We start from the raw sequence: 24,342 nt of genomic DNA, 5'->3' as shown, positions 1-24,342 counted from the left end.
CCGTGTCGGAAGGGTCGCGCGGGGTACTGGATCCAGGCACACGCGGCCGCCCCGGACGGGAGAGCCGGGCGGCGGCCGTGCGGACCGTCCGGCCGGCGAAGGGAGTGGTCATGACGGAGGACGGCGAGGACGCGACGCTCGCCCGGCCCCCGGGAGGAACCCGGGAGCTCCGTCTGGCCACGGACACCCCCGGGCAGGCTGCCGCGCACATCCCGCCGGGCGGGGCACGGGCCGACGGCGACGACCCCGGCCTCCCCCGCGACCGCAACCAGGCCATCCTGGAGGCGGCCAAGCAGGTCGGCGCGGTGCTGAAGCGGGGCGGTCACCTCTTCGCGCTGGCCGGCAGCGTCGCCGTCCACGCCCACGGCGGCAGCGGGAACCTCCAGCACGACGTCGACTTCTCCGTCCGCCCGGAGGACGCGGAACCGGTGGCCGCCACCCTGCGGGATGCCGGGCTGACGGTGTACGCCCCGCCCGAGGACTGGCTGCTCAAGGCGACCTGCTTCGGCCAGGACGTCGACCTCATCTTCGAACTGGCGCACAGGCCGGTCTCGGCCGAGATGCTCCGGCGGGCGCGGGAACTGCCGGTGGAGTCCGTGCGCATGCCGGTCCTGGCGCCCACCGATCTGCTGTCGGGCCTGGTGGCCGCCTTCTCCGAGCACCACTGCGACTTCGGGGCCGTGCTGCCCATCGCCCGCGCCCTGCGCGAGAAGGTCGACTGGGAGCAGGTGCGCCGCGACTGCGGTGACGAGCCCATGCCCGCCGCCTTCTTCTTCCTCCTGGAACGCCTGAACGTCATCTGAACGGCCACGGAAGGAACCCTCATGGACACCCACGACGCGGCGCGGAGCACGGAGTACCGCGTCGCCCATCTCCAGGACCGTCTCGCCTCGGGCGAGCTCGGCGAACTCGGGGTGCGGGCCGAGGTGCGCGGCGGGGCCGTACTGGTCACCGGGACCGTCCCGTCGGCCGGGTGCCGCGAGGACGTGCTGAGCACCGTGCGGGAGGAGCTCGCCGGACTCGAGGTGCACTGCGACCTGGTGGTCACCGAGACCTCGTCGCCCGACCACGCGGAGGAGCTGTCATGATCCGGATCGCCGCCGTCGGCGACATCCACATGGGGCCGGACACCCGGGGCTCCCTCCGCCCCGCGTTCGACACCCTGCCCGAGTGCGCGGACCTCCTGCTGCTGGCCGGGGACCTGACCCGGCACGGCACCGTGGAGGAGGCCCGGGTGGTGGCCGACGAGATCCGGGGCCTGGGCGTCCCGGTCGTCGCGGTGCTCGGCAACCACGACCACCACGACGACCGGCAGGACGAGGTCACGGCCGTGCTGCGGGACGCCGGCGCCGAGGTCCTGGAGGGGGAGTCGACGGTCGTGCGGGCCGGGGACGCGCGGGTCGGGGTGGCCGGCACCAAGGGGTTCGGCGGCGGTTTCGTCGGGGCGAGCGCGGGGGAGTTCGGCGAGCCGGTGATGAAGGAGTTCGTCCGGCTGTCCCGACGGTGCGCCGACGGCCTGCGGACCGCCCTGGAGGGGCTGGACGACGAGGGCTGCGACGTCCGGGTCGCGCTCACCCACTACTCCCCCGTTCCGGAGACCCTGGCCGGGGAGCCGCTGGAGATCTACCCGTTCCTGGGCAGCTATCTGCTGGCCGAGGCGATCGACACGGCCGGCGCCGACCTCGCCGTGCACGGGCACGCGCACGCCGGCACCGAGCACGGCATGACCACGGGAGGCGTGAAGGTGCGCAACGTCGCGCAGCCGGTCATCGGCCGCGCCTTCCACGTCTACCACCTGCCGGTCCGCGCGCACGCGGGCGCCGGCGCGCGGACCCCGACCGCCTGACCCTTCGTCACGGGGCGCCGCCGGTACCGGCCGGCGGCGCCTCTCGCCGTCCGGACCCCGGTCCGCGTACCGCCTCCCGTGTGAACACCCCGCACGGCACACCCTTTTCGCGCATTTTGTCTGCTTAGCATGCAGCTCCGCGCGCCTGCCCGCGTCATCCCCGGCCTGCGCCCGACCCCGTACGAGAGGACACCCGATGGCGCTGTCGGGCCGTACCGGACCGCCTCACGGTCCCGCCTTCACCCCGCACGACGCCGAACTGCGCGCCGCCGCACGGCATGTGGCCCGCCGTCGCTTCCTGACCGTCACCGCCGCGGCCGCCGCCCTCGCCTTCACCACCAACCTGCCCGCGCGCGGCGCCTTCGCCGCGCCCCGGCTCGACACGGCCCGCCTCGCCGACGACCCGTTCACCCTCGGAGTCGCCTCCGGGGACCCGCTGCCGGACTCGGTGCTCCTGTGGACCCGGCTCGCCCCGGTCCCCTTCGCCCCGGACGGAGGGCTCGGGCAGCAGCGGGTGGAGGTCTCCTGGGAGGTCGCGCTCGACGAGTACTTCGCCGTGGTGGTGCAGCGGGGCACCGCCCTGGCCCTTCCGGAGTACGGGCACAGCGTGCGCGTCGACGTGCGGGGCCTCGCGCCGGGCAGCCGCTACCACTACCGGTTCCGCACGGGCGCCTGGATCAGCCCGGCCGGCCGCACCCGGACCGCTCCCCCGGCCGGCGACGACACATCGAGCCTGCGGCTGGCGGCGGTCGCCTGCCAGGCGTACCACGACGGCTACTACACGGCGCACCGGCATCTCGCCCAGGAGGACGTCGACGTGGTGTTCCACCTCGGCGACTACCTCTACGAGTACGCCGTCGACTCCGCGGGCGGCGCCCGCGGCTACACCGACGTCGTCCTGCCGGACGTGTTCAACCGCGAGACGACGACGCTGACGGACTACCGGATGCGGTACTCGCTCTACAAGAGCGACCCCGATCTGCGGGACGTCCACGCCGCGCACCCCTTCGTCGTCACCTGGGACGACCACGAGACCGAGAACAACTACGCGGGCGCGGCCGACGAGAACGGCAGCGACCCGGCGCAGTTCCTGGCCCGCCGCGCCGCCGCCTACCGCGCCTACTGGGAGAACCAGCCGCTGCGCGCCGACCAGCTCCCCCAGGGCCCCGACGCCCAGCTGTTCCGCCGGCTGCACTGGGGGACGCTCGCCCAGTTCGACCTCCTCGACACCCGCCAGTACCGCTCCGACCAGGCCTACGGCGACACCTCGCACGTGCCCGGCCCCGAGTCGGACGACCCGGCGCGCACCCTCACCGGCGACGCCCAGGAGCGCTGGCTGCTCGACGGGTGGGGCGCCTCGACGGCGCTGTGGAACGTGATGCCCCAGCAGGTGTGCTTCTCGCAGCGCAGGATGGACCTGAACGCCGAGGCCAAGGTCTCCATGGACGCCTGGGACGGGTACCGGGCGAGCCGCGGCCGCCTGGTCGCCGGCGCGAAGGCGGCCGGTGTCGGCAACTGGCTGGTCCTTACGGGCGACGTCCACGTCGCGTACGCCTTCGACATCAAGGACGACTTCGACGACCCCGGCTCCGCCACCCTGGGCACGGAGCTGACCTGCTCCTCCGTGGCCAGCGGCCGCGACGGGTCGGCGCGGCCCGCCAACTGGGACACGTACATGCGGGCCAACCCCCACCTGAGGTTCTACGACGGGCGGCGCGGCTATGTGCGCGTCGAACTGGGCCGGGAGACCGCCCGGGCCGACTACCGGGTCGTCCCGGTGGTGACGACGCCGGGCGCCGCGGTCTCCACGGCCGCCTCCTTCGTCACCAAGGCGGGCTCGCCGGGGCTGACGCCGGTGTGACCCGTACGGGTGGCCGGCGGCGGGCGCGCTTACTGCACTCGGGTCGGTTTCAGGCACTATCGCGGGAATTCCGGCGTGTCCTGACATCGCGTCGGGTGCCCCGGGCAAGGCCTAAGTCTCCTCCGCAGCTTCGCACCACGAACGAAGGAGACGTCCGAATGGTCCTCAGACACGCCCGGACCGCGCGCCGGTCGGCCCTCACGGCGCTCGGCGCCCTCGTCCTCGCCGGGCTCCCCTGCGCCGCGGCGGCCGATGCCGCGCCCGTCGGGGGGCCGACGCCCGGCGCCGCCCAGACCCTCGGCGCCGACCGGCCGTCGCCCCATCTGCTCGCCGCCCTCGAACGGGATCTGGAACTGGACGAGGCCCAGGCCTCCGAGCGGCTGGTCAACGAGGCGGAGGCGGGCACCCGCGCGGGACGCTTGCGCAACGCGCTCGGCGAGCGGTTCGCGGGCGCCTGGGTGCACGGCAGGACGTCCGAGAAGCTCACGGTCGCGACCACCGGCACGGAGGACGTGCAGGCCATCGAGGCGCAGGGCGCCACGGCGAAGGTGGTGCGGCGGACCCTGGCCGGTCTGCAGGCGGCCAAGGCGAAGCTGGACGCGGCGGCCGAGCGTACGAAGACCCTCGACACGCCGGTCTGGTACGTCGACGTGCCGAAGAACCGGATCATGGTGCAGGCGGCCAGCCAGGAGGCCGGCGCCGCCTTCATCAAGGCCGCGGGGCTCGAGGGCGAGGACGTCGGCATCCGGATGACGACGGTGCGGCCGCGCCTGCTGCAGGACATCACCGGCGGCGACGCGTTCTACATCGACGACTCCGCGCGCTGTTCCGTCGGATTCTCCGTCACCAAGGGCCAGCAGGGCGGCTTCGCCACCGCCGGTCACTGCGGCAGGGCGGGCGCGACCACGACCGGGTACGACCGCACCGCGCAGGGCACCTTCCAGGCCTCCACGTTCCCCGGCAAGGACATGGCGTGGGTGGCGGCGAACGCCCAGTGGACGCCGACGCCGGACGTGAAGGCGCAGTCGGGTCAGGAGGTGCAGGTCACCGGCTCGGCGCAGGCACTCGTCGGGGCGTCGGTGTGCCGTTCCGGCTCGACCACCGGATGGCACTGCGGGACCATCGAGCAGCACGACACCAGCGTCAGCTACGCCGAGGGCAGGGTGGACGGGCTGACCCGGACCACGGTGTGCGCGGAGCCGGGCGACTCGGGCGGGCCGTTCCTCGCGGGCTCCCAGGCGCAGGGCGTGACCTCCGGCGGTTCCGGTGACTGCAGCAGCGGCGGCACGACGTACTACCAGCCGGTCAACCCGATCCTCGGCGACTTCGGGCTCACCCTGACCACCGCCGCCGCGCAGACCGCGCCGGACTCGCAGGACGACGGCGCGAAGGCGTGGACCGCGGGCCGGGTCTACGAGGCCGGCGCCACGGTGACCCGTGACGGGGTGCGGTACCAGTGCCTGCAGACCCACCAGGCCCAGGGCGCGTGGGCGCCCGCGGGCACTCCGGCGCTGTGGCAGCGGCTGTGACGCGGTGACCGGTACGGCGCCGGCGGTGGCCCGGAGGCCGCCGCCGGCGCCGTTTCCCCGGGGCCGTCACTCCTCCGCGAGCAGGGCGTACGCGCCGGCCACGAACGGGTCGCGGGCCCGGAAGCGGCGGGTGCACACCGCCGCGAGGGCGGTGCCGGTGTCGGGCCGGAATCCGAGGAACGCCTGCTGGCCCATGGTCGCCCCGCCGTGGAAGTACAGCGGGCCGCCGTCCGCGGGGTGCCGGAACCAGGCGACGGTGTGGACGTGCCGGTGCCCGAGTCCGCGGCGGAGCAGCGGCGTTTGTACGGAGCGCAGCGCGCCGGCCAGCCGGGGCGACCCGGCGGGGTCGAGATGGGCCTCCAGGAAGGTGAGCAGGTCGTGCGGGGTGGCCCGGACGGCGCCGGCCGCCTGGAAGCCACCCGCGTCGAAGGCGGGCAGCGGCGTCCTGCCGTCCTTGCCGTGCCCGGTGGCGTCGGGCCCGCCGGGCTCCGCCCGCAGGGCGGTGTCCCGCAGGCCCAGGGGTTCGAGCAGCCGGCCGGTGATCAGGTCCTCCCACGGTGTGCCGGTCGCCGCGGCCAGGGCGTGGCCGAGCACGGCGACCCCGAAGTTGGAGTACCGCCAGCGGGTGCCAGGGCGGTGACGGGGGCGGTGGCGCAGGAAGGCGTCGACGACGTGGTCGTCGGGGCAGCGGGCGTAGGGGTTGCTGCGCCAGGCGGGCAGGGCCCGGGCGTGGAAGCCGGCCGGGAGCGCGGGCAGCCCGCCGGTGTGGGTGACGAGGTGGGCGAGGGTGACCGGTGCCGGGCCGGGCGGCCGGCCGCCGTCCAGGAGGGCGGCGGCGGACTCCCCGCCGGTCAGCGCGCCGCCGTCCGCCAGCCGGGCCAGCAGCAGCCCGGTGAACGTCTTGGTGGCCGAGCCGATCTCGTAGCGGAGGGTGTCGCGCGGGCGCGGCGGGGGCGGCGCGGTCCCTCCGGTGCGTACGGTGCGGCGGCCGTGGCGGGAGACGGCGAAGACGGTGTCGGGGGCGTCCGCCGCGGCGACCGCCTCGTCGAGCCGCCGGCGCAGGCGCGCGTCGGCGGCGGGGTCCGCCGCCCCGCGGGCGGGGGCCGCCTCGTCGGCCGGGACGCCGGGCCAGGGCGTGCGGCGTGCCGTCGTCATGAGGCGCGGGCCAGCGCGGTCAGGGCGTGGGACGTGGCCAGGGCGGAGGCGAAGGCGGCGACCAGCGTGGAGTGGTAGACGACGTCGAACACCGCTTCCTCGTCGCCCTCGGGCATCGTGCGGACCGCGGGCATCGCGCCGTCCGGCTGCTGGGCGGCGGCGAAGGCCTCCCAGGCCGGCTCGTCCAGGGTGGGGCGGGGCAGGCAGGCGTCGACGACGAGGAGTTCGCCGAGCAGGTCCCAGCGCCGCAGGTCCAGCCAGTCGTCGATCCACACCGGCAGCCAGGTGCCGAGGTAGCGGGCGAGGTCCGGGGGCAGCCCGCCCGGGTTCTCCCCCCAGTCGGTCAGGTGGAACACGCAGTGCGTGATGTCGTAGGCGATGTGCCCCTCGACGGTCCAGGGTTCGGGGGTGCGGGCCAGCCAGGTGGCGCGCAGTGCCTCGGCCTCCGGGGGCCGGGGGGTGAGTCCGAAGCGGCGCTGGAACGCGGAGAGCGCGAGCCGCCGGGTGGGAGGCGCCTCGAACGCCTGCCGGCTCTCGAGGCCGTGATGGAGCAGGACGGCGCGTTCCATCTCGGGCTGCCGGTGGCCGAGTTCCCGGAACGGCAGGTACACCTCGAAGGGGATGGGGGAGATCGGCTCGGTCCGCTGTCCGCGCACGAGCATGCGGCCGCCGTCCAGGGTCTCGCGCCAGGCGTGGTCGAGCAGCCGGCGGGCCAGTTCGGCCTGGCGGGATCCGGCGACGCCCTCACGGAACAGCACGCCGCAGATCAGGGCGAGTTCGCCGATGGGTTTGAAGCGTTCGAGGAATCCCACCTCCGGGTCCGCGTCGGGGTCCAGGCGGAAGCCGTCGCGGTGGGCCCACAGCCACTCCATGGCGTCGGCCCCGACGCGGTGGATCAGGCGGGTGTCGGTCATGCCGGCGCTCCTTGTCCGCCGTGCCGCGGGCCGGCGGGTCGGCCGGCCGGGCGTGCGGTGGTCAGTACGGCCGCGAAGGCGGCCAGCAGGGTGGAGTGGTAGTGGTGGGCGAAGTACCGTGCGGGGTCGCCCGCTTCGCCGTCCCCGTCCTCGCGGCCCACCTCCCGGATCGCGCCCGAGGGATCCCGCGCCGCGCCGAGGCGCCGCCAGGCGTCCGGTGGGACGGTGTCGTCCGTGGGGCGGGGCAGGGTCGCGGCCACGGCCAGCAGCTCGGCGGCCAGATCCCACATCCCGGCGTCCAGGCAGGTGTCCAGCCAGGGCGGCAGCCAGTCGGCCAGGTAGCGGGCCAGGTCAGGCGGCAGGGCATCGTCGGCGCGTCCCCAGTCGGTGAGGTGGAAGACGACGTGGGTGAGGGCGTATCCGGCGGCGCGTTCGAAGGTCCAGGGTTCGGGCAGTCCGCCGAGCCAGGTGCCCCGCGGCGCGGGCGGCGCCTGCCCGCGCGGGCGGATGCCGCAGCGTTCCTCGGCGCACCGGACGCCGAGCCGCCGGGTGGGGTCCTGTTCGGTGAGCCGCCATCCCCGGGTGCCCGCCACCACCGCGGCCGCCGCCTCGAACGCGGGGTGGCGGAAACCGGCCGCGGCCAGGGAGGCGTACACCTCCAGCGGGTACGTCGCGAAGGGTTCCAGTCGCTGCAGCCGCAGCAGCAGTTCGCCCTCCTCCGTCTCCCGCCAGGCGAAGTCCAGCAGGGCGCGGGCCCGGGCGTTCAGCGGATCGGAGCGGGCGGTGCGGCGGGTGACGGTGGCGCAGACCTGGGCGAGTTCGCCGAGCGGCTTCCAGCTCCTGTCGACCTCTCCGTCGGCGGACAGCGCGTCCTCGCCCAGGGCGAAGCCGGCGCGCCGCGCGTCCACCCAGGCGAGCGCGTCCTCGGCGACTCCCCGGACGTCCCCGGCTCCGTCGGGCGCGGTCACACGGGCGCCCCGGTCCGCATCAGCCGCGCCGCCTGGACGTGGAGGGCGACGAGCGGGTCCTGTCCGCCCATCAGTTCCACGAAGTCCAGACCGGATACGAGGCCGAGGGTGTCCGGGACGCCGGGCAGCAGCGTCAGCCAGCGGCCGGCCCCGGCGGCCTGCCGCCAGTCCCTGCGGCGCACCGCCCGGACGAAGCCGCGGGCGACGTCCACGGGGCGGCGCACTGCCGCGCGGCTCACCGCGCAGTCCTCGCCGGGCAGGGCGAGCGGGGCAAGTACGGCGAGCTGACGGGTGAGGGACTGCCAGTCCGCCTCGTCGAGCGCTCCGGTTCCGGGCTCGTCCGGCGGTCCGGCGGGAGAGGAGGGATCGATCCGCCGCAGGGTGCGCGCCATGCCCCAGTGGCTCCAGCGGACGGAGGGGGCGGCGTCCGCGCGGGGCGGGTGGGCCTCGACCGCCTTGCGGAACACGGCCGCTCCCGCCGGGTCGGGCGGGATGCGCAGCAGCACGCTCGGCAGCATCGCGTCCGCGCCCAGTACCCGCACGGCGGCGAGGGCGAGCTCTCCGGCCGCTCCGCCGGTGTCCGCCGGGAGGACGACGCGGGGGTGGCCCCCGCCCCGAAGGGCGGAGACCACACCGGAAGCGAGGTCCTGCACCGCGCCCTGGAGAAGGGCGGAAGTGCCAGACTGCTCCATTCGTTCAGCCCTTCTTCGGGCGGGGGGCCGGCGGCGACAGGAGGAGCCCGCCCGATCCGCCGGCCAGGGCCAGGGCGGCGCACTCACGGCTGTCGCGGTACACGCCGTCCGTCTCGGCCGGGTCCAGTGCCGCCTCGATGTCGGCGGCCTGGATCGCGGTGAGTTCCTCGAGGACCTTCTGGTCGGAACGCATGACACCATCTCCCTGAAGTGGAGGATTCCTGTCCCCAATCGAATCACCCATATCGGACAAATCACTCCACTTTTCCTGAACTTACTTTCGTCACTTCTTCAACGTGCCGACAGTTCGCGGCATCACGGGGAGACGGCGGGCGGGCGGACGCCGGACAGCAGAACTCCGCTCTGCGGGCGGGTCGGTACGCGGTGCAGCGGGATCGCCAGATTCTGTTCCGGCACCGTGTACTCCATCCGGGCGAGCCGCACCGCGAGCGCCTCCAGCACGCCGACGGTGACGCCCTCGCCGGGGCAGCGGTGTCCGGTGGCCGGGTCGCCGCCGCCCTGCGGTATCAGCTCGTCGCGCTGCACGGGCCGTTCGAGGAAGCGCCGCGGCCGGAAGGCGTAGGGGTCGCCCCACAGCGACTCGTCGTGGTTCTGGCCGTAGACGTCGAGCACCACCAGTCCCCCGGCCGGGATCCACTCGCCCCTCCAGTACAGGTCCCGGGCTGCCAGGCCGCCGAGGAACGGCACGAACGGGTAGAAGCGGCGCACCTCGTGGGCGAACGCGGCGGTGAACGGGGGATCCCCTTCCGCGAGCGGCGCGCGGTGTTCCGGCCAGGTGTGCAGGGCGTGCGCGGTGAAGGCGACGAACCAGGGGACGGCCGTCGTCGGGCGGACGACGTTGAGCAGTTCCACCGCGGCGGTCTTCTCGTCGAGCGGCTCGCCGCCCGCGTCACGGTGACGGCACACCAGTTCCAGGACCGAGTCCGCGGGAGCGGTGACGGTGCCGGTCCGCACGTCGCGCACGAGCCGACCCAGCCGCTCCTCCTGCCGGGCCCGGGCGCGGCGGGCCCGCAGATGGCGGGGGCCGGCGGTGGCGAAGCCGTCGACCATGGCGATCATGTCGCGGGCGGTCGCCCCGGCGTCGGAGCCGGAGTCGTCCAGGGGTATGCCCGCCCAGCGGTGGACACCCGCGCAGAGCACCCTGCTCGCCTCGTCGAACAGCACGACGGAGCCGCGCCGGCTCCACTCGGGCACGGCGTCGTCCCAGGCCGCGGTGGTGTGTTCGACGAGGCCGGCGATCCGGCCGGGCTCCAGCAGCGGCAGGAACAGGGACTTGCGGGCCCGGTGGGCGGCGCCGTCGAGGGTGTGCACCGCCCCGTGGCCGAACAGGGTGGCGAGCACGGGCTCGGGGATGGCCCGGTGGCGGTGCACGTTCCCCTCGTCGTAGAAGAACCGCACCGCTTCGGGGCCGCGCAGGGCGAGCGCGGGCCGGCCGAGGATCCGGGTGCGGACGACCGGGCCGGGCGTGTCGCGCATCCGGTTGGGCAGCCAGGCGTAGCCCTCGGCCAGCAGCGGCAGGGTGCGGTCGATCAGGGGGCGGCTGAGTACGTCCATGGCCGCCGGGTGCCCCGCGGGTCCGCGGGGACACTCGGGGCGCGAGCGGGGCACCCGTTCGGGCGTGGCCGAGGTTACGTGCCGGAGGAGGCCGGGGTCATGTCCGGGTGGGCGGGGCGGCTACCAGCGTGCCGCGCGGTCCCTTTCACCCCAGCGACTCGGGCGGCCCGGCAGTGCGGGCAGATCTTTCCCCGGTCATCGCGGCGACAGCGCGATGGCTGACACGTTCCTTTCCCACGCCCGGCGGGACGCCGGCCGTCGCGCTCTGCGAGGCGCAGGCCCGGCAGGCGGTCACCGTCGCGGCCCGGCTGCGGTGTGCCGCGGGCAGTCGTGCCCCTGGTGCGGGTGGGCGCGGAGGGGGCGGTTGGGGTGGGTGGTCACGTTCCGTCATTCACCGGAATGCAGTAGGCGGTCGTGCCGGGGGGTGGTGGGCGGGGTCAGGGTGTGGGGCATGACCAGCGCCATATCCAGGAACTGGGAGCACGCCGTCGTCACCGGCGGCGCGGGATTCGTGGGCTCCCATCTGTGCGCCGCCCTGCTCGACGCGGGCGCCGCCGTCACCTGCGTGGACGACTTCAGCACCGGCCGGCCGGAGAACGTCTCCCCCCTGCTCGAACGGCCCGGGTTCACGCTCGTCCAGGCCAACGTGGCGGAGGAGCTGCCGGTGAGCAGGTCGCCCGACCTCGTCCTGCACTTCGCCTCGCCCGCCTCCCCCGCCGACTATCTGCGGCTGCCGCTGCACACGATGGAGACGGGCAGCCTCGGCACCCGCAACGCCCTCGAACTCGCCCGGCGGGCCGGGGCCCGCTTCGTCCTCGCCTCCACCTCGGAGGTCTACGGCGACCCCCAGCAGAACCCTCAGGACGAGCGGTACTGGGGCAACGTCAACCCCGTCGGCCCGCGCAGCGTCTACGACGAGGCCAAGCGCTTCGGCGAGGCGCTGACCACCGCCCACGCGGAGGCCCACGGCACCGACACCTGCATCGTGCGGCTGTTCAACACCTACGGACCGCGGATGCGCGGCCACGACGGGCGCGCCGTGCCGACCTTCGTGCGGCAGGCCCTGGCCGGCGAGCCCCTCACCGTCACCGGGGACGGCCGGCAGACCCGCTCGCTGTGCTACGTCCACGACACGGTGTCCGGCGTCCTCGCGGCGGCCGCCCACGGCATGCGCGGCCCCGTCAACATCGGCAACCCCGGTGAGCTCACCATGCTGGGCCTGGCACGCCTCGTCATCGCGCTGGCCGGTTCCCGTTCGGAGGTCCGCCACATCGAGCGCCCGGTGGACGACCCGGCCGTGCGCTGTCCGGACATCACGCTGGCCCGCGACAAGCTCGGCTGGGAACCCCATGTGGCCGCCGAGGAGGGGCTGCGCCGCACGATCGACTGGTTCCGGTCCGAAGCCGGCCGCTGAGCGAAAGGCCCGTCCGCCCATGCGCATCCTCGGCATCAACGCCCTCTTCCACGATCCCGCAGCCGCCCTGGTGATCGACGGACGGACCGTCGCCGCCGCGGAGGAGGAACGGTTCTCCCGGCGCAAGCACGGCAAGCGCCCCCTGCCCTTCTCCGCCTGGGAACTGCCCGAGCTGGCCGCCGCCTGGTGCCTGAAGCGGGCCGGGCTGCGTCCCCAGGACGTCGACGCGGTCGCCTACTCCTTCGACCCGGCGCTCGCCCGCCCCGCCGACGCCATGGGGCTCGACGACCCGTGGGACCACCTGCGGCTCACCTACGCGCGGGAAGCCCCCGGCTTCCTGCGGACCGCACTGCCCGGACTCGACCCGGGCGCCGTCCGCTTCGTACCGCACCACATGGCGCACGCCGCCTCCGGCGCCTTCGCCGCGCCGGACGCCGGCGACTGCTCCGTCCTCGTGCTGGACGGCCGCGGCGAACGCGCCTCGCACCTCGCCGCACGCCGCGTGGGCGACCGGCTCGAGCCCCTGCACGCGCAGGACCTCCCGCACTCGCTCGGCCTGGTCTACGAGGAACTGACCGAGCACCTCGGATTCCTGCGCTCCTCCGACGAGTTCAAGGTGATGGCCCTCGCCTCCCACGGCACCCCGCGCATGCTGCCCGAACTGCGCCGTCACGTGTATCCGACAGGTGACGGCGGCTTCCACGCCACCGGCGTGCCCTGGCACGAGCTGTGCGCGCCGCGCCGCCCGGACGAACCGTGGAGCCGGGACCACGCCGATGTCGCGGCGAGCGCCCAGGCCGTGCTGGAGGAGACCCTGCTGGACCTGGTGCGCTGGCTGCACGGCCGGACCCACGACCGGGTGCTCACCCTCGCCGGGGGCGTGGCGCTGAACTGCGTCGCCAACTCCCGCGTCGCCCGCGAGGGACCGTTCTCCCGGGTGTGGGTGCAGCCCGCGGCGGGCGACGCCGGGACCGCCCTCGGCGGCGCCCTGCTGCTGTCCGCCGGCGCCGGTGACGAGCCCGAGCCGATGACCGGGGCCGACCTGGGCAGGGACTGGTCCGACGCGGAGCTGGGGGCGTGGCTGAAGACGGCCGCCGTCCCCTTCGAACGGCCGGCGGACATCGCCGCCACCGTGGCCCGGACGCTGGCGGACAACGGCGTCGTCGCCTGGTTCCAGGGGCGCGGCGAGTACGGTCCCCGGGCACTCGGCCACCGGTCGCTGCTGGCCCACCCCGGGCACGCCGGAAATCTGGAGCGCCTCAACGACGTGAAGGGGCGGGAGCAGTTCCGGCCGGTCGCGCCGATGGTGCTCGCCGACCGCGCCGCCGAGATCTTCGACGGGCCGCTGCCCAGCCCGTACATGCTGTTCGTGCACGACGTGGCCCCCGCCTGGCGGGACCGCGTGCCCGCCGTGGTGCACGTCGACGGCACCGCCCGCGTCCAGACGGTCGACGCGGCGCGCGAGCCGCTGGTGGCCCGGATGCTGGGTGAGTTCGAGCGGCTGACCGGGCTGCCGGTGGTCGTCAACACGAGCCTGAACACGGCGGGCCGGCCGATGGTGGACGATCCCCGCGACGCCCTGGAGTGCTTCGGCTCCTCCCCCGTCGACCTTCTGGCGATCGGCCCGTACGCGGTCCGGCGCGGCGATCTGTTCCGTTCCCGCGACGAGGACGAGGTGACCCGATGACCGGCCCGGCGGCCCCGAACGGGGAGTACGCGGTGGTGGTGCCCACGCTGGGCAGGCCCGAACTGGGCCGGTGCCTGCGGGCGCTGGCCGAGGCGGACGGGCCCGGACCGGTGCGGGTCGTGCTGGTCGACGACCGGCCGGACCCGGCCGGCCCGCCCCTGACGGCCGCCGTCCCGCCCTCGCTGCGCTCGCGCACCGTCGTGGTGCCGGGCGGGGCGAGGGGTCCGGCCGCCGCCCGCAACACCGGGTGGCGGGTGGCCGGGGACACCCCGTGGATCGTCTTCCTCGACGACGACGTGGTGCCCGGCCCCACCTGGGCCGACGATCTCGCCCTCGACCTCGCCGGGGCGAGCGTCGCGACCGCCGGGATCACCGCCCGGATCGAGGTGCCCCTGCCGCCGGACCGGGCGCCCACCGACTGGGAGCGGGGCACCGCCGGTCTCGCCGGGGCCCGCTGGATAACCGCCGACATGGCGTACCGGCGGCGGGCGCTGGAGGCCGTGGGCGGTTTCGACGAGCGGTTCCGCAGGGCGTTCCGGGAGGACGCGGACCTGGCGCTGCGGGTGCTCGACGCCGGCTGGTCGCTGTCCACGGGCCGCCGTCTGACGACGCATCCGGTACGGCCCGCCGGGCGCTGGATCTCGGTACGGCTCCAGGCGGGCAACGCCGACGACGTGCTGATGACCCGGCTGCACGGCCGCGGCTGGTGGCGGCGGGCCGAGGCGCCCCGGGGCCGTCTGCCGCTGCATCTGGCGGTGACCGGCGCGGGGCTGGCGGCCGCGGTGTGCGCGCTGTCCGGCCGCCGGCCCGCGGCGGCGGTGTGCGCCGCCGGATGGCTGGCGGGGACCGCCGAGTTCGCCCTCGCCCGGATCCTGCCGGGACCGCGCACCCGTGCGGAGATCGTCACCATGGCGGTCACCAGCGCCCTCGTCCCGCCCGCCGCGACCTGGCACTGGCTGCGCGGCCACGTCCTCCACCGCGGGGCGCGGTACCGCCCGCACCGGGCCGCGGACCCCACGCCCGCGCACCGTGCGCCGGCCGTCGAACGGCTGACCTCATGACGGGCACGACGGACGGGACCGACGGACTCGGGAGCGGCCGTATGAAGACGCTGTCACGGCGTGCGACCAGGGAGGTGCCCGCATGATCCCGGTTTCCGGCCCCCTCTCCCCCGGCGTGCTGTCCGTCGCGCTGGTCTCGGAGCACGCGAGCCCGCTCGCCACCCTCGGCGGGGTGGACGCGGGCGGGCAGAACGTCCATGTCGCCGCGCTGGCCGGCGCGCTCGCCGACCGCGGGCACCGCGTCACCGTGCACACCCGCCGCGACGCGCCCGGTCTGCCCGACCGGGTGCCGCTGCGCGAGGGCGTCGAGGTGCACCACGTCCCGGCGGGTCCCGCGGAACCGGTCCCCAAGGACCGGCTGCTGCCGTACATGGAGGAGTTCGAACGCCGGCTGGTCCGGGAGTGGCGGGCGCGCACCCCGGACCTGGCGCACTCGCACTACTGGATGTCGGGTCTCGCCTCACTGGGGGCGGCACGGGAGCTGGGGCTGCCGCTGCTGCACACGTACCACGCGCTGGGCGCGGTGAAGCGCCGGCACCAGCGGCTCGCCGACACCAGTCCGCCGGAACGGATCGGCTGCGAGGTCGAGGTGGGGCTCGGCTGCGACCGGGTGATCGCCACCTGCCGGGACGAGGTCGCGGAGCTGATCCGCATGGGCGTGCCGGCGGACCGGATCGGGGTCGTGCCGTGCGGCGTGGACCCGGACCGTTTCTCGCCGCTGGGCCCCTCCGCGCCGCGCGGCCCGTACCGGTACCGGCTGATGCAGCTGGGACGGCTGGTGGCGCGCAAGGGTGCGGCGGTGTCGGTGGCCGCGCTGGCCCGGCTCCCCGGCACGGAGCTGGTGGTGGTCGGCGGGCCCCGCGCGGACCGCCTCGACGACGACCCGGAGGTGCGCCGGCTGCGCGGCCTGGCGCGGGACGCGGGCGTCGCCGACCGGGTCCGGTTCACCGGCGGGGTGGACGCGGCCCGGGTGCCGGCGCTGCTGCGCTCCGCCGACGTGGTGCTGTGCCCCGCCGACTACGAGCCCTTCGGGATCGTCCCGCTGGAGGCCATGGCCTGCGGCCGTCCGGTGGTGGCCAGCGCGGTCGGCGGCCAGCTCGACACGGTCGCCGATCCGGCCACCGGCCGGCTGGTGCCGCCGGGCGACCCCGAGGCGCTGGCGCGGGCCGTCGCCGGGCTGCTGGCCCGCCCGGAGGTCCGGGAGGCGTGCGGGGCGGCCGGCCGCCGCAGGGTGCTCAGCCGCTACGGCTGGGCGCGGATCGCCGCGGCCACCGAGACGGCGTACTGCGAGGTCCTCGACGCCGAACCCGCCGCGACCGGAACCGGCTGAACCGCCGGGCCGGGCCGGTCCGCCGACGTCCGACGCTGGAAGGAGGTGCGGGCGCGCCGCCGTCCCCCCGAGGGGGCGCGCCCGACACGCCATGACCGAAGACTCCGCTCCCGAAGCCCTCGAAGCCGCCCGTCTGCACTGCCGGTCGCTCCAGGAGGCCCTGGACGGCTTCCGCCGGCACGGTCTGCCCCGGATCGCCGACTGGGGCGGACGGCTCGCCGCCGTCCTGACCGACGGCGGACGGCTGCTGGCCGCCGGCAACGGCGGCAGCGCCGCGCAGGCCCAGCATCTGACCGCCGAGCTGGTCGGCCGCTACCGCCGGGAGCGGCGCGCCTATTCCGCGCTCGCCCTGCACGCGGAGACCTCCAGCGTCACGGCCATCGGCAACGACTACGGCTTCGACCACGTCTACGCCCGTCAGGTGACCGCGCACGGCCGGCCCGGCGACGTCCTGATGCTGCTGTCCACCTCGGGGCGCAGCGCCAATCTGATCGCGGCGGCGGTGACGGCCCGGCGGGCCGGACTGCGGGTCTGGGCGCTCACCGGGCCCGGCCCGAACCCGCTGGTGGAGGCCGCCGACGAGGCGCTGTGCGTGGAGGCCGGCAGCACGGCGACCGTCCAGGAGACGCATCTGGTCGCCGTGCACCTGCTCTGCGAGTGCTTCGACGCCGCCGTGGCCGCGCCTCTCGCGCCGGCCGCGGCGGCCGTTCCCGGGAGGGTGTCATGACGGGTCCGAAACCGCTGGTGGTGGTGGGGGACGTCCTGCTCGACGAGGACATCGAGGGCGTAGCCACCCGGCTGGCCCCGGACGCGCCGGCCCCGGTCGTCGACGTCACCGGTGACCGCCGGCATCCGGGCGGGGCCGGGCTGGCCGCCGCGCTCGCGGCCCGCGGCGGCCGGGACGTGGTGCTGGTGACGGCGCTCGGCGACGACCCGGCCAGCGAGGCCGTGCGCCGTGCGCTCAGCGGCCGGGTCGGGCTGCTGGAGCTGCCGCTGCACGGCACGCTGCCGGTGAAGACCCGGGTGCTGGCGGGCGGCCGGCCGGTGGTGCGCATCGACCGGGGAGGCGGGACGCCCGGCGAGCCGGACGACGCGGTGCGCGGGGCGCTCGCGGGCGCCCACGCCGTCCTCGTGGCGGACTACGGACGGCACACCGCCGGGGCGGTGCGCGCGTTGCTGGAGGACGTGTCGCGGCACACGCCCGTGGTGTGGGATCCGCATCCCCGGGGCGAGCCGCCGGTGCCGGGGGCGCGGGTCGTCACGCCGAGCGCGGCGGAGGCGGTCGCCCTGTGCCCGGGTTCCGCGGGGACGCCGGAGATTTCGGGGATGTCGCTGGGTGCCTTCGCGGAGCGCGGGGCACGGCTGGCGGAGCACTGGCGGGCGGCGGGGGTCGCCGTGACGCTGGGCGACCGGGGGGTGCTGCTGACCCGGCCCGGAGGCGGTACGCCGATGTTGATCCCGGCGCCGTTCCGGGCGGACGGGGATCCGTGCGGCGCGGGCGACTGCTTCGCCGCTACGACCGTCGCGGCGCTGGCGGACGGGCTGCTCCCGGAGGAGGCGCTGCAGCGGGCGGTCGCCGAGGCGGCCGCGTTCGTCGCGGCGGGCGGGGCGGGGAACCCCGGCCTGTGGCACGCGCCGGCCGTCCCCGGGCCCGCGCCCGATCCGGCCGCCGACGCGTTCGGGCTGGCGGAGGCCGTGCGGGCGCGCGGGGGGACGGTGGTCGCCACGGGCGGCTGCTTCGACCTGGTGCACGCCGGTCATGTGGGACTGCTGGAGAGTGCCCGGCGGATCGGTGACTGTCTGATCGTGTGTCTCAACTCCGACGCGTCGGTGACGCGACGCAAGGGGGCGGGGCGGCCGCTCACTCCGGCGGCGGACCGGGCGAGGGTGCTGGCGGCGCTGGGGAGCGTGGACGCGGTGGTGGTCTTCGAGGAGGACACGCCGGAGGCGGTGCTGGAGCGGCTGCGGCCGGACGTGTGGGTGAAGGGCGGGGACTACTCCGTGCAGGAGCTGCCGGAGGCGGAGGTGCTGCGTACGTGGGGTGGGCAGGCGGTGGTGCTGCCCTACCTGGACGGGCGGTCCACCACGCGGCTGGCGCGGCGGGCGGCCAGGGCGGCGGCGGCCGCTGTGCGGCCGCCGCCGGGGTGAGCGCTGCCCGGGATGTCCTCAGGCGGCTGTCTTCAGGGGTGACGGAGTGGCCGCGGGGGCGGGGACGAGGACCGGGGGCGGGGTGCGGCGGGTGTGCAGGAGGTGGCCTGTCGCGATCGACGTGGCGATGACCAGGCCGCCGGTGATCAGGGCGCCGCGCGGGCCGGCCAGTTCCATGAGGAGGCCGAGGGCGGGCGGGCCGCCCAGGCTCCACACGGTGCCGACGCTGCCCCAGACGCCGAGCACGCGCCCGCGCAGACGGGCGGGCGGGTCGGTCTGCAGGACGGCCGTTCCGGCGGTGTCGGAGACGGACTCGACGACGGCCATGGGCAGGACCAGCACCAGCAGGACGGCCAGCGACGGCGACATCCCCGCCACCACCTGCAGCAGCGCGCCGGCCGCCGCCAGGGCTCCGACCAGCCGCACGGACGGCCGGCGCAGCCGCGCGCCGAGCACCGCGCCGACGATGCCGCCCACGGCGAGCACGGTGGACACCGTGCCGAACGCCCCGGCGTCGCCCGCGAGCGGCCCGGTGACCAGGACGGCGAGCGTCAGCCCGTAGTTGCGGCCGAAGACCGCGCTGACGCCGGTGACCCCGGCGAGGGCGAGCAGCCGTGGCCGGCGGGCGAAGAAGGCCAGCCCCTCCCGGACGGTCATGCCCGGCGGCTGCGCGCGCTTGCCGCTCGCGGCCACCTGACGGACCGCGCCCGCCGCCGGACGCAGGAACGGGATGACCGCGGTCACGAAGAGGAAGGAGAAGCCGTTGGCGAAGTAGGCGGCGGCGGTGCCGAGGAACCCGACCGTCACGCCGGCCAGCGCGGCGCCGGCGAGCCGGCCCGCGTTGAACACCAGCGCGCCCACCCCGATGGCGGAGGGGACGTCCTCGGCGGGGACGAGGTCGTTGCCCAGCAGGGCGCACGCCGGGTTGTCGACGGTGGCGACGACGCCGGTGACGGCGGCCAGCACCATCAGGGACGTCATGTCGAGCCGGTCCAGCGCCACCAGGACGGCCGTGGTGAACGCGACGGCGGACAGCGTCGCCTGGCTGACGGCGGCCGTCAGCTTCCGCGGCCAGCGGTCCACGGCCGCGCCGCCGAGGACGCTCATCAGCAGGGCCGGTGCGGCCTGCACGGACATGGAGAGACCGGTGGCGGCCGCGGACCCGGTGATCTGGAGGACCAGCAGGTTCTGCACCGTGAGCTGCATCCACGTGCCGGCGTTGGAGACGAAGTTCGCCACGGACCACCAGCGCATGCTGCGGTGCCGCAGCGAGCGCCAGGGCGAACGTGACCCGGGCTGGGCGGAGACGGGCGGGGAAGACACAGGTGCGCTACTCGGCAGACGAGTCCAGGACTCAGCGGAGGGGGCGCGGGAGCTGAGCGCCGGCTGCGCCGCGCGGCGGCTCCCGTCACCGGACTGGGCGCCGACCATCGTGGCAGAAGGGAACGCCGAGTCCGTTCCGGGCAGCGGGCGGCCGGCCGGGCATCGGAGCCAAAAGGTGCGAGGGGGCCGGGACTTGGGCAATGAGTGTGGTTGCTCACAAGGGCGAGGGCAGGGCCCGTCACACCGGTGACGGGCCCTGCCCTCGCTCCACCGCCGCCGGAAGGCAGCGCGCCGCGCGTCAGCAGGACAGCTTGGCCCGGATCCGGCCGGCCGCCGCCGCGGGGGCGGCTCCGGCCCGGACGGAGCGGCGGACGAGATGGGCGTCGCGGCGCAGTTCGCGGGCGGTGTGCCGGCTCCGCCAGAGCAGCGAGGGGGCGGCGCCGGTGTCGTCGGCGGCGATCAGCAGGCCGCCCAGCATGGACAGGTTCTTCAGGAAGTGGATGCGCTGCTGGGCGCGCTGCGCGGGGTCCTCCTCCTCCCAGAAGCGGTGGGCGGCGAGCGTCGTCGGAATGAGCGAGACGGCGAGGGCGAGCGCGGCCGGGCGTGACATCCTGCCGGTGGCCAGCAGCAGCCCGCCCACGACCTGGACGGCGCCGTTGAGCCTCACGCAGTCCTCGGTGCTGTCCGGCAGCGCCGGGACCCGGTCCGTGACGGGGCGGACGACGGACTCGGCGAGCGGTGCCACGTTCTGCGGGTTGCGGACGGCGTCCAGCCCGCCCGCGAGGAACATCGACGCCAGCATCGGACGGCCGAGGACACGCAAGAGGCTCATGGCCTTCTCCTGGGAGTGTGAGTGGTGGACGTTCGGCGGGTTCCCCTGGGGGCGGGGACCATTCGGCGCGCCCTCACCAGAAACGGGTGGTGAGCGCGGGCTGGTGGACCGCCTGGACGGCGTCCCGCAGACGCAGGGCGACGCCGATGGTGGCGCGCAGGGCCGAGGGACGTACCGTCTGGGCGGTCTCCGTGGCCAGGACCAGCAGGCAGCCGGCCGCCTGTTCCACCACGGACACCGGGAGGGTGTAGTCGCTGTCGGCGGCGGAGCGGAACGCCTTCAGCGGGATCCCGGCTCCGTCGACCGTCCGCCGGGCGGCCTGCTCCAGGTGCTGCGCGGCCTGTTCGCACAGCGAGGCGGGGAGGGTGAGGGTGCGCTGGAACGAAGGACTCGTCATGTCTCCACTGCTCCCCCGGCAGGGTGTCCCCGGCTCGGCGGACGGCGGGATTTCACCGTCCCGCGTGACCGGCCGGCGGCGCACGCGGCGGCGGCCGGTGCTCCTACGCTGGGGACGACCCCGTGGGTCCCACGGTGCGCCCGCGCAGATGAGGAGTCCCGCCGATGACCAAGGCTCCCCGTTCCGCCGTCCCCGACGGTGACGGGCCCGCGGAGGTGGCGGCCCGGTTCACCGGCCGGACGGTCACCGGTGTGCGTACGCTGTCCGGCTCACTCGCCGAGGCCGTGCTCGACGACGGCCGGGTGGTGGTCGTCAAGGACGCGGGCGGCGCGGAGGCCGCGCGCGCCGAGGCCGCGGGTCTGCGCTGGCTGGCCGCGGCCGGGGCGGTGCGTACGCCGGTGGTGCACGGTCACGACGCGTTCCGGCTGGTCGTGGACCGGGTGGCGCCGGGCCGGCCGGACCGGGAGGCGGCGGTGCGCTTCGGCCGGGAGCTGGCCGCGCTGCACGCCGCGGGCGCGCCGGCCTTCGGTGCGCCGCCGCCCGGCGGCCCGGTGGAGGCGTTCGTCGGACGCGCCCCGATGCGCAACGTCACCGGCGACGAGTGGCCCGGCTGGTACGCCCGGCACCGGGTGCTGCCGTATCTGCGGCGGGCGGTCGACGACGGCACCGTCAGCCCCGCCGAGGCGGACCTCGTGGAGCGGGTCTGCGCGCGGCTGCCGGAGCTCGCCGGTCCTGCCGAACCGCCCGCGCGGCTGCACGGCGACCTGTGGAACGGCAATGTCCTCTGGGGCGCGGACGGGCATGTCCGGCTGATCGACCCGGCTGCGCACGGCGGGCACCGGGAGACCGACCTCGCGATGCTCGCCCTGTTCGGCTGTCCCCATCTGGACGCGGTGCTGGACGGCTACCAGGAGGCGGCGCCGCTCGCCGGCGGCTGGGAGACACGCGTCGGCGTGCACCAGCTGTTCCCGCTGCTGGTGCACGCCGTGCTGTTCGGCCGCGGCTACGCCGAGCAGGCGCTCGCGGTGGCGCGGGCGGCCGGGTGACTCACCGGGTCGTCACATGCCGCTCGTCGGGCACGCAGTGGGTCATGACGAGCCCCGACACGTCACGCGGCGGGTTGTCGCCCAGGCTGGCGAGACGCTTGCGGTCCTCCTCCGTGAGGTCCTGGTCGGGCAGCGGGTCGAGGTGGGCGACGTCCTCCGGCATGATGCCGAGGCCCTCGCCGACCCTGCGGCCGAGGTCGTTCTCCACCAGCAGGAAGTGCCACACCATGCGCTCCTGTACCGCCCGGTCGCACTGGGAGATCAGGTCGGTGAAGTTCTTCACCAGGTCGTCGCGCTCCCACTCCTCCAGGAGCAGGTACCGCTGGCCCGCCTGGAGGTAGTCGTTGGCGCGGGGGATGCGCTTGCGGGTGAGCCGGCCCCGGATCTCCGGGCCCTGTTCGTCGTGCGTCGGGTAGTGGCCCTCGCGCAGCCCGCCGGTGATCGAGGGCTCGTAGTTCACCAGCGGGTTCCCGCCGCCGCCGTCGATGTGGTACGTCATCTGGCCGTCGCGCTGGTTGGTGCGCACCTCCGCGTGCTTGGCCTGGTTGACCGGCAGCTGGAGGTAGTTGGGGCCGACCCGGTAGCGCTGGGTGTCGCTGTAGGAGAAGGTGCGGCCGACGAGCATCTTGTCGTCGGAGAAGTCCAGCCCGTCGACGAGGACGCCGGTGCCGAAGGAGATCTGCTCGTTCTCCGCGAAGAAGTTGTCCGGCATCCGGTTCAGCACCATGCGGCCCACCGGCTTCGGCGGGAAGTCCTGCTCGGGCCAGGTCTTGGTGTCGTCCAGCGGGTCGAAGTCCAGTTCCGGGTGGTCGTGGTCGTCCATCATCTGGACCAGCAGTTCCCACTCCGGGTGGTCGCCGCGCGCCACCGCCTCGTACAGGTCCTTGGTGGCGTGGCCGAGCCCGTCGGCCTGCACGTTGGCCGCGTCTTCCTCGGTCATGCTGCGCACGCCCTGTTTCGGCATCCAGTGGTACTTGACCAGCTTGGTCTCGCCCTCGCCGTTGACCCACTTGTAGGTGTTCACGCCGAAGCCCTGCATATGGCGGTAGTCGGCCGGGATGCCGCGCGGGCTGAACAGGTTGACCAGCATGTGCATGCACTCGGGCGTCTGCGACATGAAGTCGAAGATGCGGCGCGGCTGCTGCTCGAAGGTGACCGGGTCGGGCTTGAGGGCGTGGATGACGTCCGGGAACTTGATGGCGTCCCGGATGAAGAAGACGCCGAGGTTGTTGCCGACGAGGTCCCAGTTGCCGTCCTCGGTGTAGAACTTCACCGCGAAGCCGCGCGGGTCGCGGGCGGCCTCGGAGGAGTCGCGCCCGCCGATGACGGTGGAGAAGCGGATGGCCAGGTCGGTGCGCCTGCCCTGCTCCTGGAAGAGTTTGGCGCGGGTGTAGCGGGAGACGGGCTCGTCGCCCCACTTCCCGTACGCCTCGAAGTAGCCGTAGGCGGTGACGCCGCGGGCGTGCACGACCCGCTCGGGGATGCGTTCCCGGTCGAAGTGGCTGATCTTCTCGAGGAACTGGTAGTTCTCCAGCGTGGCCGGGCCGCGGGAGCCGACGGTGCGCTGGTTCTGGTTGTCGTAGACCGGATGGCCCTGCCGGTTGGTGAGTACCTCGCGGTCGTCGCCGGTAGCGGGGCTCCGGGTCGGGTCCGTCATGATCGTGGGCTCCTTGCGCTGCTCGACCCCCCGCCGGTGGCGCGTACGAGGGTCATGCTGCCGCGCATCCCCGCGGGCGGCGACCCGGAGCGGGCCGGTCAGGCGCGGGCCGGCGGCCGGTCGAGGAAGCGGTCCAGGACGGCGGTGAGTTCGGCCGGCTTCTCCACCGGCAGTTCGTGGCCCGCGTCCAGGACGCGGACCTCCGCGTCCTCGTAGTCCTTGGCCAGCCGCAGCATCTGCCGCACCGGGAGCTGGATGTCGTGGTAGCCGTGCACCATCAGGGTGGGCACGCGGATCTCGCCGGCCCGGTCGAGGACGTCGAAGGCGCGCATCGCGGAGTAGAGGGTCATGACGACCTCGCGGGGCGTGGCCGCGGAGGCGCGGATGTACTCCCGGACCTCGTGGCGCGGATGACCGGGGGCGAAGGCGCGCCGGATGTTGGCGGCGACGAACAGCTTGAACGGCACCCGGGTGGACGCCGCCATCAGCAGTCCCCGCGCCCGGCTGTAGGTCATCCGGCCGAGGGAGTTCACCAGCACCAGCCGCTCCACCCGGCCGGGGTGGGCGAGGGCGAGGGTCTGCGCGGTCATGCCGCCCATCGAGTGACCGACGGGCACGAACCGGCCGACGCCCAGGTGGTCGAGGAGCGCGATGACGTCCCGGGCGAGGTCCTCGATGGTGCGCGCCCCCGTGCCGCTGCTCTCGCCGTGCCCGCGCAGGTCGAGGCGGATCACCCGGCGGTGGGGGGCGAAGTGGGCCATCTGATGGTCCCAGCGGTGCCGGTCGGCGGTCCACCCGTGCAGGAACACCAGGGGCGCGGTCCCGGCGTCGCGGGGCCCCTCGTCGTCGTAGGTCAGTTCCGCGCCGTCGACAGCGAGCTGCGGCATACGTCGCCTCCTGGTCGGTG

The 24,342-nt window shown here is 75.2% G+C and carries 23 protein-coding genes and 1 pseudogene; 13 read left to right on the top strand and 11 right to left on the bottom strand.

Annotated elements, in window-relative coordinates:
- The first annotated feature begins 110 nt into the window (after nt 1–110).
- From CNQ36_RS32595 to CNQ36_RS32575, 5 genes are all read left to right on the top strand, one after another.
- On the top strand, nt 111–803 hold the full coding sequence (locus CNQ36_RS32595; protein WP_121549271.1) for a nucleotidyltransferase family protein: 693 nt from the start codon (nt 111–113) through the stop codon (nt 801–803).
- A gap of 21 nt (nt 804–824) precedes the next feature.
- A complete protein-coding gene (locus CNQ36_RS32590) occupies nt 825–1,088 on the top strand; it encodes a BON domain-containing protein (protein ID WP_040905373.1) in 264 nt (87 codons plus the stop codon).
- The gene (locus CNQ36_RS32585) at nt 1,085–1,846 is read left to right on the top strand and encodes a metallophosphoesterase family protein (protein WP_004921731.1); all 762 of its coding nucleotides are present in this window, start codon (nt 1,085–1,087) and stop codon (nt 1,844–1,846) included. The genes CNQ36_RS32590 and CNQ36_RS32585 overlap by 4 nt, the downstream gene beginning before the upstream one ends.
- 196 nt (nt 1,847–2,042) lie before the next feature.
- Entirely contained in the window at nt 2,043–3,707 is a 1,665-nt protein-coding gene (locus CNQ36_RS32580) for an alkaline phosphatase D family protein (protein ID WP_121549269.1), read from the top strand.
- 158 nt (nt 3,708–3,865) lie between these two features.
- Nucleotides 3,866–5,236 carry an alpha-lytic protease prodomain-containing protein gene (locus CNQ36_RS32575; protein WP_121549267.1) on the top strand — a complete coding sequence of 457 codons (1,371 nt, stop codon included), beginning with the start codon at nt 3,866–3,868 and terminating at the stop codon, nt 5,234–5,236.
- A gap of 66 nt (nt 5,237–5,302) precedes the next feature.
- Here the strand turns inward: CNQ36_RS32575 and CNQ36_RS32570 are convergent, their stop codons facing one another.
- From CNQ36_RS32570 to CNQ36_RS32545, 6 genes are all read right to left on the bottom strand, one after another.
- Nucleotides 5,303–6,391, bottom strand: coding sequence for a serine hydrolase domain-containing protein (locus tag CNQ36_RS32570; protein WP_121549265.1), 1,089 nt, complete (start codon nt 6,389–6,391; stop codon nt 5,303–5,305).
- Entirely contained in the window at nt 6,388–7,305 is a 918-nt protein-coding gene (locus CNQ36_RS32565; protein ID WP_121549263.1) for a DUF6895 family protein, read from the bottom strand. The genes CNQ36_RS32570 and CNQ36_RS32565 overlap by 4 nt, the downstream gene beginning before the upstream one ends.
- Nucleotides 7,302–8,273: a DUF6895 family protein gene (locus tag CNQ36_RS32560; protein ID WP_121549261.1), complete on the bottom strand. Its 972-nt coding sequence runs from the start codon at nt 8,271–8,273 to the stop codon at nt 7,302–7,304. The genes CNQ36_RS32565 and CNQ36_RS32560 overlap by 4 nt, the downstream gene beginning before the upstream one ends.
- Nucleotides 8,270–8,965: a hypothetical protein gene (locus tag CNQ36_RS32555; protein ID WP_121549259.1), complete on the bottom strand. Its 696-nt coding sequence runs from the start codon at nt 8,963–8,965 to the stop codon at nt 8,270–8,272. The genes CNQ36_RS32560 and CNQ36_RS32555 overlap by 4 nt, the downstream gene beginning before the upstream one ends.
- A 4-nt stretch (nt 8,966–8,969) precedes the next feature.
- Nucleotides 8,970–9,158: a hypothetical protein gene (locus CNQ36_RS32550; RefSeq protein ID WP_040905375.1), complete on the bottom strand. Its 189-nt coding sequence runs from the start codon at nt 9,156–9,158 to the stop codon at nt 8,970–8,972.
- Nucleotides 9,159–9,280: 122 nt separating this feature from the next.
- On the bottom strand, nt 9,281–10,540 hold the full coding sequence (locus CNQ36_RS32545; protein ID WP_121549257.1) for a cytochrome P450: 1,260 nt from the start codon (nt 10,538–10,540) through the stop codon (nt 9,281–9,283).
- Nucleotides 10,541–10,713: 173 nt separating this feature from the next.
- On the opposite strand from CNQ36_RS32545, the pseudogene CNQ36_RS35890 reads away from it, so the two are divergent.
- The 7 genes and pseudogenes from CNQ36_RS35890 to rfaE2 form a co-directional block, all read left to right on the top strand.
- Nucleotides 10,714–10,905: pseudogene (locus CNQ36_RS35890) on the top strand (hypothetical protein); the annotation flags it as partial.
- 86 nt (nt 10,906–10,991) lie between these two features.
- Nucleotides 10,992–11,954: an NAD-dependent epimerase/dehydratase family protein gene (locus CNQ36_RS32535; protein ID WP_121549648.1), complete on the top strand. Its 963-nt coding sequence runs from the start codon at nt 10,992–10,994 to the stop codon at nt 11,952–11,954.
- A gap of 19 nt (nt 11,955–11,973) precedes the next feature.
- Nucleotides 11,974–13,641 (top strand): carbamoyltransferase family protein, encoded by a 1,668-nt coding sequence (locus CNQ36_RS32530; RefSeq protein ID WP_121549253.1) that lies wholly within the window; start codon nt 11,974–11,976, stop codon nt 13,639–13,641.
- Complete coding sequence (locus CNQ36_RS32525; RefSeq protein ID WP_121549251.1) at nt 13,638–14,702, top strand: glycosyltransferase family 2 protein; 1,065 nt, start codon at nt 13,638–13,640, stop codon at nt 14,700–14,702. Before CNQ36_RS32530 ends, CNQ36_RS32525 begins: the two co-directional genes overlap by 4 nt.
- An 82-nt stretch (nt 14,703–14,784) precedes the next feature.
- Entirely contained in the window at nt 14,785–16,032 is a 1,248-nt protein-coding gene (locus CNQ36_RS32520; RefSeq protein WP_121549249.1) for a glycosyltransferase, read from the top strand.
- A gap of 91 nt (nt 16,033–16,123) precedes the next feature.
- Nucleotides 16,124–16,759: a D-sedoheptulose-7-phosphate isomerase gene (locus tag CNQ36_RS32515; protein WP_121549247.1), complete on the top strand. Its 636-nt coding sequence runs from the start codon at nt 16,124–16,126 to the stop codon at nt 16,757–16,759.
- Nucleotides 16,756–18,180, top strand: coding sequence for a D-glycero-beta-D-manno-heptose 1-phosphate adenylyltransferase (rfaE2, locus tag CNQ36_RS32510; RefSeq protein WP_121549245.1), 1,425 nt, complete (start codon nt 16,756–16,758; stop codon nt 18,178–18,180). Before CNQ36_RS32515 ends, rfaE2 begins: the two co-directional genes overlap by 4 nt.
- An 18-nt stretch (nt 18,181–18,198) precedes the next feature.
- On the opposite strand, the gene CNQ36_RS32505 is transcribed toward rfaE2, so the two are convergent.
- From CNQ36_RS32505 to CNQ36_RS32495, 3 genes are all read right to left on the bottom strand, one after another.
- Complete coding sequence (locus CNQ36_RS32505) at nt 18,199–19,434, bottom strand: MFS transporter (protein WP_240659574.1); 1,236 nt, start codon at nt 19,432–19,434, stop codon at nt 18,199–18,201.
- Nucleotides 19,435–19,801: 367 nt separating this feature from the next.
- Nucleotides 19,802–20,335, bottom strand: coding sequence for a DoxX family protein (locus tag CNQ36_RS32500; protein WP_121549243.1), 534 nt, complete (start codon nt 20,333–20,335; stop codon nt 19,802–19,804).
- Between the two features lie 73 nt (nt 20,336–20,408).
- Nucleotides 20,409–20,732 (bottom strand): hypothetical protein, encoded by a 324-nt coding sequence (locus CNQ36_RS32495; protein ID WP_121549241.1) that lies wholly within the window; start codon nt 20,730–20,732, stop codon nt 20,409–20,411.
- Nucleotides 20,733–20,896: 164 nt separating this feature from the next.
- Between CNQ36_RS32495 and CNQ36_RS32490 the strand changes: the two genes are divergently transcribed.
- The gene (locus CNQ36_RS32490; RefSeq protein ID WP_121549239.1) at nt 20,897–21,778 is read left to right on the top strand and encodes a fructosamine kinase family protein; all 882 of its coding nucleotides are present in this window, start codon (nt 20,897–20,899) and stop codon (nt 21,776–21,778) included.
- Between the two features lies 1 nt (nt 21,779).
- Here CNQ36_RS32490 and CNQ36_RS32485 read toward each other — a convergent pair whose 3' ends face one another.
- Both CNQ36_RS32485 and CNQ36_RS32480 read right to left on the bottom strand, forming a co-directional pair.
- Nucleotides 21,780–23,435, bottom strand: a complete 1,656-nt coding sequence (locus CNQ36_RS32485) for a catalase (protein WP_121549237.1) — start codon at nt 23,433–23,435, stop codon at nt 21,780–21,782.
- 98 nt (nt 23,436–23,533) lie between these two features.
- Complete coding sequence (locus CNQ36_RS32480; protein ID WP_121549235.1) at nt 23,534–24,322, bottom strand: alpha/beta fold hydrolase; 789 nt, start codon at nt 24,320–24,322, stop codon at nt 23,534–23,536.
- Nucleotides 24,323–24,342 lie beyond the last annotated feature (20 nt).

The sequence above is a fragment of the Streptomyces fungicidicus genome (assembly GCF_003665435.1).
Classification (GTDB): Bacteria; Actinomycetota; Actinomycetes; order Streptomycetales; family Streptomycetaceae; genus Streptomyces; species Streptomyces fungicidicus.
The sequence above is the reverse complement of the archived record's forward strand: the minus strand, read 5'-3'. Positions and strand labels throughout refer to the sequence as shown.